We start from the raw sequence: 12,201 nt of genomic DNA on the forward strand, positions 1-12,201 counted from the left end.
GACACTAGCATTATGATGTGCCGAAATGACTTACGATCATTGCCAAAGTTGGCCGCTAAAAACGAACAAGGCCCACCGAGAACGGCAGGCCTTGCTTTAGAAGTTTAGAAGTGTGTTACGCCACAGTGATCTTCTTGTCCGCGTAAACGTCTTGGATAGCGTTCAGCAATTGGATGCCTTCTTTCAATGGGCGTTGGAATGCTTTTCGACCACTGATCAAGCCTTGGCCACCGGCGCGTTTGTTGATCACGGCTGTGCGCACTGCTTCGGCCATATCACTGGCTCCGCTGCTGGCTCCACCGCTATTGATCAAGCCGATTCGGCCCATGTAGCAATTGGCCACTTGGTAACGGCAGAGGTCGATCGGATGGTCGGTCGTAAGGTCGCTGTAGACCTTTGGATGTGTTTTTCCGTAGCCCTTCAGCGCATTGTAGCCGCCGTTGGTCTCAGGCAGTTTCTGCTTGATGATATCCGCTTGGATGGTGACACCTAAATGGTTTGCTTGGCCAGTGAGGTCGGTGGCGGTGTGGTAATCCTTGCCATCTACTTTGAACCCATTATTGCGGATATAGCACCACAGGATGGTGGCCATGCCCAACTCGTGTGCGTATTCGAACGCTTCCGCGATCTCCGTGATCTGGCGCGTGCTTTCTTCACTGCCGAAGTAGATCGTTGCTCCTACGGCAACGGCTCCCATATCCCATGCAGCCTTAACGTCACCGAACAATACTTGGTCGAATTTGTTCGGGTAGGTCATCAGTTCATTGTGATTGATCTTCACGATGAACGGGATCTTATGGGCGTATTTGCGGGAGTTGGCAGCAAGCACACCAAAGGTGGAAGCAACCGCATTGCAACCACCTTCATAGGCTAGTTTAACAATGTTCTCAGGGTCGAAATAGGCAGCGTTCGGAGCGAAACTGGCTCCGGCACTGTGTTCAATGCCTTGGTCAACAGGTAAAATGCTCACGTAACCTGTGTTCGCCAAGCGGCCGTTATTGTATAGCGCTTGCAAGCTACGCAGCACCTGTGGATTACGATTCGTCAATGCAAAACTGCGATCAACGAAATCCGCACCAGGCAGGTGCAACATTCCTTTGTCAATGGTCTCACACTTGTGTTCCAATAACGATCTGGCGTCCGTGCCTAACAGCTCCTCAATATTACCGGTCTTCAACTTTTCCATGCACTTGATGCGTTTTTCTTTAGCGCGGCAAATCTAATCAATGGGCCGTGGGGCGTAAAGCGTTTTTTGGGTGTGTTACGAGAATGATATCAGAAACGTTATGGGTGCGGGTACCAATAGTTTGCAATGTATTGCAGCACATCGACGCAATGGAACGATCGCGCCGTGTTCCGGTAGTTTTGGACAGAGTTACTTTAGCTAGTCAGTGTTCATGCAGCCAATGAGAAACGACGTCATTCCGGGCAACGACCCGGAAAACGAACAACTATCAACATTAGAACCAAGGGCAGATCAGAACGGATACCCGATTCCAAGATTGAAATTATACTGGTTCCTGTAGCGCGTCAAAGGCAGATCCAATTCTTCCAATTGCGCTTGGTACCGATCTTTTGGCTGGAATAGCCATCGTTCACCGCTGGGCAACGAAGGGTCTTTGGTCTGGAGACCGAGGTCGACCCGAACAATGAAGAAGTCGAAATTCAAACGCACACCGGCTCCGGTTCCTATTGCAAGTTCGCTTAAGAATGTATCGCTGAAGCCGCCACCGGGTCTCTTTGGATCCTCTTCCAACTCCCAGATATTTCCGATGTCGGTGAATAGTGCTCCTTCGAAAATGCCGATCAGTTTGAACCGGTATTCCGCATTGGCTTCCATACGGATCTCGCCTATGCGGTCATAGGCCAGTAGCGGGGCACTGTATGAACCGGGGCCAATGGACCGTGCGCGCCAAGCTCTAAGACCGTTAGCGCCGCCAACGAAGAAGCTGCTCTCGAACGGCAATACGGTAAGGTTCCCATAGGGTACGCCAATACCCGCAGCAATCCGGAATGCCAAGCTGCTTTTTTCGTGGATCACATGGCGCCATCGCAGGTCGCTATCCAGCTTTAGGAATTCAGCATAGCGGATGCCGGATACGGTATTGAATGTATTCCCAGCAGTGTCTTGAGATGCGGAACCCATGAATCCCAGCGGAGCCGCCCATTCACCGGTGATCCGCGCGAAAAATGAATTGCGTGCCTTGCTATTGACCTGTGTATTGTGCGTGAATTGACTGCGCATACCCACGATCAAGTGGTCTGTATAACTGTCCGTAAAAACCGGGTCGTTCGCTTGTTGAAGGTATGTTCGGAAAGCCTCCGATTTCTCCGGGATCTTGATCACATTGATCTCCAGCGGGAAAAAGCCGACCGTATTGTACCGTGATTCCTGCCATTCGAAGCCATAGGAGAATTTGGCCAATGTGCGTCCATAATCCGGACGTTTTTGATAGTTGTACAGGATGTTGATCGTTGTGCTTGGCGCGGTCGATCGTGGTGGTCGAATGAACCAAAGTGGCTGAAGGAATTTCGGGAACCGGATGCTCAATTCCGGACCAATGTCCACGGTGTTGAATAGTCCTTCGTTCACAACACCGCCGGTAGTTCCCTGCTGCGAGCCCGCGCTGGTGAAGCTTTGTTGAGCCTCCAGACCCAGCACAAGTTGCAATTGCGCGCTTGCCATACCCTTGAAGAGGTTACGGTGTTTGTAGGCAAGGGATCCGGAGATCCCGAAAAATCCACCCCTGTTCGTCCCGGAAGCCTCGGCGGATACCGATTGTTCTTTACCAGGCAGCACATCAATTCGCGCATTGGCAAGACCAGGTCCCGCTGTTAGGGTGGTATCGTAGGTAATATCGATCCTATCGAAGACCCTCAATCCGGAAAGACGCCTATAGGTCCGGTCCGCATTGCTTTGCCTAAAGCGGGAATTGGGTTCCAGATAGACTTCGGTGAGCAGTGCGTTCGGGTTATACCGGAGCTTATTGCTGTACAGGATCGCGTAGTCATGATACTTCAATGTATCAGGAATCAGCCCTTCGCTTCTTCGCGAATAGCGCTGTGTTGCAACGGTTACGTCAACGATGGAGTAGACCGATCCTTCGGGAGTTCCGGCCAACCCCTTATCGGGACCACTGACTGCGCGCTCGAAATGAAGTTCAATATCCACCTGAAGGTTTCCGACCGTGGTATCTGCATCATAATGAATCAGTTCTTTCGTAAAGAAAAGGTAGCCCTCTTCACGCAGGGTCTGTGTTATGCGCGCACGTTCAGCATCGAGTTCATCCACATCGAATCGTTGTCCTTTCTTGATCCGCGCGTTGATCGTATCCTTCAGTACATAGTACTTGATCCGATCATCATCGATCTCGTAATTGATGTTCCTGTAACGGTACATGGGGCCCGGTGTCACGGAATAGGTTACTTCTGCTTTAGGCTTGGTGTACGGTTTTCCACGGCCCCCGAAAAGTTTACGATGCGTGTAATGGACCGTATCGCTCACAATGGCTTTGAAGTAACCCTCCCGTTGCATGTAGGCACGGATCTGCTGGTTGGAGCGCGCGGTGAGCGAACTATCAAGAATCACAGGCGGCTCACCCACTACATCGCGAAGCCACTCTCCAGCAGTGCGTGAATATGGTTTGGGCAGTTTGCCATCTTCTGCGCGGTGCTCGTTCAGTTGATCTCTACGTTTATCCTTTCGCTCTCGTTTAATGGCGATTTGGGCTGGATCAGGCAGGTTATACGCAGTGAGATAAAAGCGCAGACCAAGGATCTTCTTATTCGGTTTCTGTTTGATGATACCGATCAGATCATCCTTATCGACCGAACGTTCCGCAACTTTTACGGTGTTCTTTTTCAGTAAATAACGCCCTTCAGGAACGCGTTTCGTGGGGTCGCAACCAATAAGGATCAGCAAGGCCGCGATGGAAAGCAAGATATGTGAACGATGGAGATCCAATTAAACTATGTTGCAACGTATTTTGCGCTTCCTCTGACCATTTCCATTGGTCCGCGCCAAATATACCCGACCATTGATCACTAAAGCCGAACTGAAGCACGTACGTAGCTTACAGCAAAAGAAGTACCGGGACAGCACGGGCCTTTTTTTGGTGCAGGGTCCTAAGCTTGTGGCTGAATTGTTAGCATGCGATGGACCCGTGGAAGCGCTCTTTGTTACCGAAGAAGCGCAGTTGAAGTACAACTGGCCTTCGTCCACAGTACTTCCTGCACATGAATTGGATCGCTTAGGGACATTGGATAGTGGGGTCGAAGCGATCGCCGTAGTACGTAAGAGCATCCCGGAAAAATTCGGTACAACGCGTACTAATGAATTGATCTTGGTGCTGGATGGCGTGCGTGATCCCGGGAATTTGGGAACGTTATTGCGAATTGCGGATTGGTTCGGCATTGCACGCGTGGTATGCAGTCCGGACTGTGTAGAGGTCTGGAATCCAAAATGCGTACAAGCCAGCATGGGGGCCTTGTTCCGTGTTGAAGTCCATTCCGTTGAACTTGGCTCTTTCCTAGCTGATCAAGAACGATCAGGAACTTCGCTATACGTAGCATCCATGGAGGGCCAGAACGTTTTCGATGTTGCGTTGAAGCGACCTGCCGCGTTGATCATGGGAAGTGAATCCCATGGTGTTTCCGATGCCGTGCGTACCATCAGAAATACATTGATCGCCATTCCTGGTTCAGGAAATTCCGAATCGCTGAACGTGGCAATGGCTGCTTCGGCACTTTGTATGGAATTTACAAGGCAGCTTCGTTTACCACGATAGCAAGGTTCGACCGAGTCTACTTCTTCAACTGAAGCGCAACTTGGTCCGCAACGCGTTGGCCATCCATCGCTGCACTTACAATTCCGCCAGCATATCCGGCACCTTCTCCACATGGATATAAGCCGCTGATCTCCACGTGCTCCAACGTGTTCGGGTCACGCGGGATGCGCACAGGAGAGCTTGTTCGCGATTCCACAGCAACGACGACCGCCTCATTGGTGAGGTATCCGCGCATTTTCTGACCGAAAGCTTTCAGACCGTTCCGTAACCGGCTGGCGATCTCTTGTGGCAGTAGTTCATGCACGGAATACGACGTAATGCCCGGTAAATAACTGCATGCTGGGAGGTCGGTCGAAAGCTTGCCTTCAATGAAATCGACCATGCGTTGTGCGGGTGCTGTTTGCCGTTTTCCGCCAGCGACCCATGCAGCATGTTCTACGCTTTGTTGGAAAAGCATCCCACTGAGCGGATCTTCGTGGGTGCCGGTAGGTGCCGTGACCACAATGCCGGAGTTAGCGAAGGGATTATTGCGTTTGCTCGGACTCCATCCATTGGTCACCACCTCCTCCTGTTCCGTGGCGCAGGGTGCGATGATGCCACCCGGACACATGCAGAATGAATACACGCCAAGTCCTTCGACCTGCTGCACCAAGCTATAGCTGGCCGGTGGGAGGTACGGATCGCGCACCTTGCAATGGTATTGAGCGGCATCGATGATCGCTTGCGGATGTTCAATGCGCACACCCATGGCAAAGTCCTTGCGTTCGATACGGATCTGTTTTGCATGCAGCATCCGGAACACATCGCGGGCCGAGTGACCGGTGGCCAATACCACCGCATCGCTGCGGTATTCGTTTCCATTTGCTGTGATGACACCGCGAACATGATCGTTCTCCACGATGAGGTCCACCACGTGGCAATTGAAATGTACAAGACCACCAGCAGCAACAATCGCTTCGCGCATGGCCGTGATGATCCCCGGTAATTTATTGGTACCGATGTGCGGATGGGCGTCCACCAGGATATCCGGAGGTGCACCATAAGCAACGAATAGATTGAGCACCTCTCTCACATCACCGCGTTTGTGGCTACGTGTGTAGAGCTTTCCATCGCTATACGTACCGGCACCGCCCTCACCGAAACAATAATTGCTGTTCGGATCGACGATATGCTCACGGTTTATTGCTGCTAGGTCCCTTCGTCGATCACGCACATTCTTGCCGCGTTCCAGAATAATGGGCCGCAAACCGTTGCTAATAGCGCGCAATGCCGCAAATAGTCCAGCAGGGCCGCAACCAATGATCAGCACGGTGGGAGCCGAACTCACATCTGGTAAAGCAGGTGGGTCGTAGGATACGTGTTGCTCAACTTCCGTTGAAACAAGCACGCGCAATTGGAACCGCGGGTGCTTGCTGCGTGCATCAATTGAACGCTTCAAGATCCTTGATGTACCAACTTCGCTCAATGCGAAACCAGCAGCTTCTGCGGCGGCATCGCGCACCAATACGGGGTCATTGGCCTCAGCAGGGGATAGCAGTATATCCACGGTCCTTTCCAAGCGGCCAAGGTAGGGAGGTTGTTGGATAACGGTATTTGGTTCAAGCACTCCGGAGCAACGAGGAGTTCTACCCTTCGAACGTAAACGTCAATACCCAGACCTTCGAACGAAGGCTTTGAATGGGCCTACTGAATCGTGTATCGTCGTCGATCAACAAATTCGGGATCCCTATTCCGGTCTTGAGCTCAATGCCGAATTTGAAATAGGGGAGGAACATATCGAAACCACCGCCCACTTCGGCAGCATAATCGTTCTTTTTCAGTTTGATCACCCCGTCATCCAGATCCTGATTCACATCTTTTTGGCTTGCCATATCGATTCCGAAATGACCACCAGCGATCAAGTATGCGGCGAAATTGTTGATCCTATCACTACGAAGTTTTACAAGCAGCGGAAATTCCAAGTAGGTACTTTCCACCTGTTTTTGAAAATAGACAGAACCAAGATCCGGGTCCCGGAATTCATATTGCAGGATCCTGTCCTGGAACGAAAGGGTAGGTAAGAACCGCAGGCTCAGGTTCTTGGTCATGTTCAGCGATGCAACGATCCCCAGATTGAAACCGGGTTGTTTCTGATGCTGCATTTCCAACAACGAGTCCCCGAACACCGAGTTTGGTTTCAAGCGCGTATAGAAGTCGCTGGTGTTGTAGCTGAGCAGGAACCCGAAATGAAAACGACGCTGATCGAAGTTTGGCATGTTCTTGACCTTGATACCCTTGACCCCCTGCGCACTGGACCCTAGAGAGGCCAGCAGGAAAAACAGTGGTAGCAATGTTCGAAAAAACCTATTCAGACGCATAGTATGGGCAACGAAATTAAGCACGGATCCGTATGTGGCCTTATGCATGACCAAACGGTTGTGAACCATCTATTTGCGGCCAGTGTACAGAGAAGCAATTCCTCCGGTCAATGACTCGGCCTTGCATTCGCGCAACCCGGCGCTGACCATGATCTTCAGGAAGTCCGAGCCTTCAGGGAACGCCTCAACACTTTTCGGTAGGTACGAATATGCCGCGCAGTCCTTGCTTACCGCTTTACCAACAAAGGGCATTACACGGTGGAAGTAGAACCGGAACAATTGCTTCATAGGCGTTTTCTGCGGCTTCGAGAATTCCAGCACGAAAAGCCTCCCATTGGCCTTGAGCACCCGCTGCATTTCAGTGATCCCGCGTTGGAGTTCTTCAAAATTCCGAACACCGAAAGCAACTGTGATCGCATCGAATGTTCCATCCGGGAATGGCAGGGCAACGGAATCTGCTTGTTGCAGTTTGATCTGATGGTCCAACCCTTTTTTGGTCACTTTCGTGCGGCCATGGCTCAACATGCCTTCAGAAATATCAACGCCGATCACTTCAGGAACGTGCTTGGCGGCCATGATAGCCAGGTCCGCGGTACCCGTAGCGACATCGAGTAATTTCTGAACGGGTTCCTTGGTCACTTCGCGCATCACTTTCCGGCGCCAGCCTTGGTCAATACCCAGTGAGAATAGGCGATTCAGCAGGTCGTACTTCGGCGAGATCGCATCGAACATCTGCTCCACTTGTTGCCGTTTGGAGCCATCCGGGGAATATGGTGTAACGGTCATGACGGCAGTTCAAGACGGATGCATTCGCTAAGAAAACGTGTACGATCCACGGGCACGACGCCAACTTCTTCACACACCAGACCACCGGCAAGGTTCGCCAATTCCCCGATGTGCTTGGCAGACAACCCTTGCGCCAGGGCCAATGCGGCTACCGCGATCACAGTATCGCCAGCGCCGCTGACATCTGCGATCTTCCGGCGATGCGCATCAATACGATGGGTCAATTCACCCTGATGGATATAGGTTCCGTGCTCGCTCAACGTGATCATACTGATCGCATTTCCCAATTGCGCTTCCAATAGGTTCACGGCGTCGGAAACACTGTTGTCGCTTGTTGGATCAATATCGATCTTCAGTCCTTCGCGCAGCTCCTTCAGATTCGGTTTGAACAGTGAAACGCCCCGATAGGCAAGGAAATTCCGCTTCTTCGGATCAACGGCTACCGGAACTTTGGCCGTATTCGCTAGCTCAATGATGCGTGCGATCGTGTTCTCCGCAAGCACGCCTTTGTTATAATCCTCCAATACGATCACGCCCGGCTTTTCCGATCCCAACAGTGCTTCAACACGAGCGATCAATGCGTTCGCATCGTTGAGCGATAGATCGTCCTCCTGTTCCTCATCAACTCGGACAATGTGCTGATGGCCACTGATCACGCGGGTTTTTACCGTGGTTCGGCGTTCGGGTGATCGAATGATGCCGGCCACTGAGAGGCCTTGTTCCTTGAATCGGAGATCCAAATTCTTCGCGTTCTCATCATCGCCCACTACGCTAACGACCACGGCATTCGCGCCAAGCGCTTTCATGTTCAATGCAACGTTGGCGGCACCACCTAAACGGGCGCTACGTTCGTGTACTTGTACTACAGGCACAGGTGCTTCCGGGCTTATGCGTTCCACACGGCCCCAGAGGTACGCATCCACCATAACATCGCCGATCACAAGTGCCGTAGTGCGCTGCGCGCCATCGAAGAACCGTTCACTTGCGAGCGTCATCTTTTATCAAAGTTCACCAACTGCTTTAGCAATACGACGCAGGGCTTCAACCAGTTTATCATCGCTCGTTGCGTAGCTGATGCGAACCGTGTTATCCGCACCGAAGGACAGGCCTTCGACCAAACTCACATTGGCATTATCAAGCAGGTATAAACTAAGGTCCACGGCACCCTTGATCGGTCCTCCGAATGAAGCGCTAACATCCGGCAACAAGTAGAATGCACCTTGCGGAACGTTGCATTTCCAACCGGGGATCTTGTTCACTCCTGCCACGACAAGATCACGTCGCCTACGGAAATCATTGCGCATTCCAGCAAGTATCGCGGGGTCGGCCTCCACGCACGCTTTCGCAACGCGCTGTGAGATGCTATTCGCACCGGAAGTGAATTGGCCTTGCAATTTGGTAGCAGCTTGCGCGATCCACAAGGGAGCACCCATGTACCCTAACCGCCATCCCGTAAGCGCGAACGCTTTGCTCAGTCCATTCACCGTAATGGTCCTTTCCGCCATACCGGGCAACGATCCAAAGCTGAAATGGGATCCGTCGAATACGATATGTTCGTAGATCTCATCGGCGATCACGTAGAGGTCCTTGTGCTTCGCTACTTCTTCCGCCAATGCTTCGTGTTCTGCTCTGGTAAGCACGGAACCGCTTGGGTTACAGGGGCTACTGAACATGAGCAACCGGGTCTTTGGCGTAATGGCCGCAGCGATCCGTTCCACAGGAACCTTCCAATCCTCTTCCAAAGTGGACCGCACGATCACGGGTATTCCACCTGCCAATTGCACTTGTGAGGCGTAGCTCACCCAGAACGGAGCAGGTATCACCACTTCGTCGCCAGGCCCTACCAAGCTCATGATCACGTTGATCAAAGCCTGTTTGGCACCGGTACTGATCACGATCTGGTCAGGGGTGAACGAGAGACCATTGTCGCGTTCGAACTTATTGGCAATGGCCTTTCGCACATCGGCATAACCGTTCACCGGAGAGTATTTATGCCAGTTACCGTTCAACGCTTCACGGGCGGCATCCAAAGCGAAAGCGGGTGGATCATGATCCGGTTCGCCTAGGCTCAGGTCGATGATGTCGCGGCCAGCAGCGCGCAATTCTCGGCTCCGGCGGGCCATCAGCAAGGTTGCCGATTCGGTCATCGACGAAACAATAGGGGACAGGCGCATGCGTTGATTCTAGGTCCGTGAACGGATGTTCCGGTGTTAAGGGCGCAAAACTACATAAGCGGGACGGGGTGGTCTCGAACATCTGCGCCAGTATCCCGATATTCGTCCACGACTTTATGAACATGAACGATCCTTTGATCCTGGTCCTTGTGGCCATATTGCCCTCCGTAGTGGTTTTTCTCACCTCGTTCTATGCGATAAAACAGTTCATGGGAGCGCGACAAAGTGAGCGCGTTACGGAACTGCGGAAAGAAGATCACAAGCATGCCTTGCCTTTACGTTTACAAGCGTATGAGCGTCTTGCGCTGTTCACGGAGCGCATTTCGCCGGGTGCCTTGGTGTTGCGATTGCACAAGAGCAGCATGAGTTCCGGCTCGCTGCATAGCGCGTTGATCAGCACCATTCGGGAGGAATTTGGGCATAACGTTACCCAGCAGATCTATGTAAGCGATAAGGCGTGGTCCAAGGTGATGAAAGCCAAGGAGGAGACCATTCGGTTGATCAACTTGAGCTACGAGCAGACCGGAAACGTGAACTCCGGAACGGAATTGAGCCGCAAGATCTTTGAGAATACCGCAAAATTGTCGCACACGCCAAGTCAAGAAGCCATGCAGGCGATCAAGGAGGAAGTGCGGCGCATGTTCTGATCAGATCGATGCAAGTACATCCTCCGCGGCAGAAAAGGGGTCAGCACCATTGTGTACGGCATTAACAGCATTTTCCATGGCGGCTCTCGCTTTCGGGTCTTCGCGGAAACGCTCCAAAAGGCCAGCTTCAACGGCTTTTGAAGCCAGTACAGGTCTTGCTCCTGCGCTTGGCATCAAGCATACCGGATCCCTGTTCCAGCGTGAAAAGCTCCTCGATATGATCGGTTAATTCCTTGATGCCTGTGTTTGCCAAGGCATCCGTTAAGAGCACTTGCGGATGGCGGCCGTTCATGCGTTTGGGCAAATAATGGATCGCGTTGATCAGGTCACGTTGCGTGTTTTTTGCGCGTTGTAATTCCTGCGATGCTGTTTTTGTAATGGCAACGATATCCGCTGTTTCCATGATGCCCCGTTTAATTCCTTGCAGTTCATCACCTGCCCCTGCGATCATCAGCAACAGGTTCAGATCGGTCATCCGGTCAACTTCCAATTCACTTTGGCCTACGCCCACGGTCTCGATGAGGATCCGGTCATAACCTGCAGCTTCACATAAGGTGATCGTTTCCCGCGTTCTACGTGCCACACCGCCCAATGTGCCTGCCTTGCAGACGTGGCCGGATAAAGGCATCATCATTCTGCGCCAATTTCTCCATGCGCGTTTATCGCCAAGAATGCTGCCGCCGCTGGTTACACTGCTTGGGTCTATGGCCAGCACCGCAACTTTGTGCGTTCTCTGGATCAATTCCGTTCCCAACGCATCGATCAACGTGCTTTTACCGACTCCAGGAATGCCGGTAACACCCAGTCTGTATGCTTTTCCGCTGTACGGTGCGCACCTTGCCAGCAGTGCTTTTGCAGTGTCCCTGTCCTGGGAACGTGTGCTTTCAACAAGCGTAATGGCTTTGCCAAGGGCGCCACGATCACCAGTTCGCAAGTGTTCAAATAGTTCGTTCACGGAGCCCCCTCTGCCGGGGGGGAAGCTATTCGGCGGCTTGGTCATGCGAACACTGAATTAACTGCATTCGGTCCGATGGAAGGATCGATCGGAACAGTAATGCGATCAAAGGGCTTGTTGCCAGCCTGCATCCTCGCTAGCGATGTTCCTCCCAGTATTCTTTTGGAGTTACGATTCTCGTAGTTCTGTGCGTCTTCATGGTAAAGTCATTTGTATTTCCTGTCACAATGAAGTCAGCTTTTGAAAACTGCGCCAATTCCAAAAATCGGTTGTCTGGCAAGTCTTTCTTTCTCGACCTTTACTTTGGCTCGTACATTTTTGGCCATTTCGATCAATCCGGCCATCAAGAAATCTGCATTAGCCGGAATCCCGGAAATCTCGTGAATTTAGGCCTCGCAAGAACTTCGATGTATTCCTTAACGATTCGGGAGAAACTCAAATGGTTGCGCCCTTCAATACAATGACGAACCAATAAGTATGGATAATTTTCTGGAT

11 protein-coding genes are annotated in these 12,201 nt (G+C 51.9%); 2 read left to right on the forward strand and 9 right to left on the reverse strand.

What is annotated here, in order from left to right; all coding sequences use genetic code 11:
• Window positions 1-115: 115 nt before the first annotated feature.
• Window positions 116-1,186, reverse strand: coding sequence for a class I fructose-bisphosphate aldolase (locus IPF95_18370; protein ID MBK6476647.1), 1,071 nt, complete (start codon window positions 1,184-1,186; stop codon window positions 116-118).
• 291 nt (window positions 1,187-1,477) lie between these two features.
• A complete protein-coding gene (locus tag IPF95_18375) occupies window positions 1,478-3,940 on the reverse strand; it encodes a BamA/TamA family outer membrane protein (GenBank protein MBK6476648.1) in 2,463 nt (820 codons plus the stop codon).
• Window positions 3,941-4,037: 97 nt separating this feature from the next.
• Between IPF95_18375 and IPF95_18380 the strand changes: the two genes are divergently transcribed.
• The gene (locus IPF95_18380) at window positions 4,038-4,787 is read left to right on the forward strand and encodes an RNA methyltransferase (GenBank protein ID MBK6476649.1); all 750 of its coding nucleotides are present in this window, start codon (window positions 4,038-4,040) and stop codon (window positions 4,785-4,787) included.
• 16 nt (window positions 4,788-4,803) lie between these two features.
• Here IPF95_18380 and IPF95_18385 read toward each other — a convergent pair whose 3' ends face one another.
• From IPF95_18385 to IPF95_18405, 5 genes are all read right to left on the reverse strand, one after another.
• Entirely contained in the window at window positions 4,804-6,345 is a 1,542-nt protein-coding gene (locus IPF95_18385) for an FAD-dependent oxidoreductase (GenBank protein MBK6476650.1), read from the reverse strand.
• A 67-nt stretch (window positions 6,346-6,412) separates the two neighbouring features.
• Window positions 6,413-7,042, reverse strand: a complete 630-nt coding sequence (locus IPF95_18390) for a PorT family protein (GenBank protein MBK6476651.1) — start codon at window positions 7,040-7,042, stop codon at window positions 6,413-6,415.
• A gap of 171 nt (window positions 7,043-7,213) precedes the next feature.
• Window positions 7,214-7,930 (reverse strand): bifunctional demethylmenaquinone methyltransferase/2-methoxy-6-polyprenyl-1,4-benzoquinol methylase UbiE, encoded by a 717-nt coding sequence (gene ubiE, locus IPF95_18395; protein MBK6476652.1) that lies wholly within the window; start codon window positions 7,928-7,930, stop codon window positions 7,214-7,216.
• Window positions 7,927-8,925: a D-glycero-beta-D-manno-heptose-7-phosphate kinase gene (locus tag IPF95_18400; GenBank protein MBK6476653.1), complete on the reverse strand. Its 999-nt coding sequence runs from the start codon at window positions 8,923-8,925 to the stop codon at window positions 7,927-7,929. Before IPF95_18400 ends, ubiE begins: the two co-directional genes overlap by 4 nt.
• A gap of 6 nt (window positions 8,926-8,931) precedes the next feature.
• The gene (locus tag IPF95_18405; GenBank protein ID MBK6476654.1) at window positions 8,932-10,104 is read right to left on the reverse strand and encodes a pyridoxal phosphate-dependent aminotransferase; all 1,173 of its coding nucleotides are present in this window, start codon (window positions 10,102-10,104) and stop codon (window positions 8,932-8,934) included.
• Window positions 10,105-10,226: 122 nt separating this feature from the next.
• Between IPF95_18405 and IPF95_18410 the strand changes: the two genes are divergently transcribed.
• Window positions 10,227-10,751 (forward strand): hypothetical protein, encoded by a 525-nt coding sequence (locus tag IPF95_18410; protein MBK6476655.1) that lies wholly within the window; start codon window positions 10,227-10,229, stop codon window positions 10,749-10,751.
• Here the strand turns inward: IPF95_18410 and IPF95_18415 are convergent, their stop codons facing one another.
• On the reverse strand, window positions 10,752-10,925 hold the full coding sequence (locus IPF95_18415; GenBank protein ID MBK6476656.1) for a hypothetical protein: 174 nt from the start codon (window positions 10,923-10,925) through the stop codon (window positions 10,752-10,754).
• Window positions 10,879-11,751 (reverse strand): methylmalonyl Co-A mutase-associated GTPase MeaB, encoded by an 873-nt coding sequence (gene meaB / locus IPF95_18420; protein MBK6476657.1) that lies wholly within the window; start codon window positions 11,749-11,751, stop codon window positions 10,879-10,881. The genes IPF95_18415 and meaB overlap by 47 nt, the downstream gene beginning before the upstream one ends.
• Window positions 11,752-12,201: the final 450 nt, after the last annotated feature.

The organism is Flavobacteriales bacterium, assembly GCA_016704485.1.
Classification (GTDB): domain Bacteria; phylum Bacteroidota; class Bacteroidia; order Flavobacteriales_F; family PHOS-HE28; genus PHOS-HE28.

What these genes read in the sequence shown, in the direction of transcription:
- IPF95_18390 (MBK6476651.1), bottom strand. Translation starts at nt 7,042, where the DNA reads ATGCCAAACTTCGATCAGCGTCGTTTTCATTTCGGGTTCCTGCTCAGC.
- ubiE (MBK6476652.1), bottom strand. Translation starts at nt 7,930, where the DNA reads ATGACCGTTACACCATATTCCCCGGATGGCTCCAAACGGCAACAAGTG.
- IPF95_18405 (MBK6476654.1), bottom strand. Translation starts at nt 10,104, where the DNA reads ATGCGCCTGTCCCCTATTGTTTCGTCGATGACCGAATCGGCAACCTTG.
- meaB (MBK6476657.1), bottom strand. Translation starts at nt 11,751, where the DNA reads ATGACCAAGCCGCCGAATAGCTTCCCCCCCGGCAGAGGGGGCTCCGTG.
- IPF95_18370 (MBK6476647.1), bottom strand. Translation starts at nt 1,186, where the DNA reads ATGGAAAAGTTGAAGACCGGTAATATTGAGGAGCTGTTAGGCACGGAC.
- IPF95_18400 (MBK6476653.1), bottom strand. Translation starts at nt 8,925, where the DNA reads ATGACGCTCGCAAGTGAACGGTTCTTCGATGGCGCGCAGCGCACTACG.
- IPF95_18415 (MBK6476656.1), bottom strand. Translation starts at nt 10,925, where the DNA reads ATGCCAAGCGCAGGAGCAAGACCTGTACTGGCTTCAAAAGCCGTTGAA.
- IPF95_18410 (MBK6476655.1), top strand. Translation starts at nt 10,227, where the DNA reads ATGAACGATCCTTTGATCCTGGTCCTTGTGGCCATATTGCCCTCCGTA.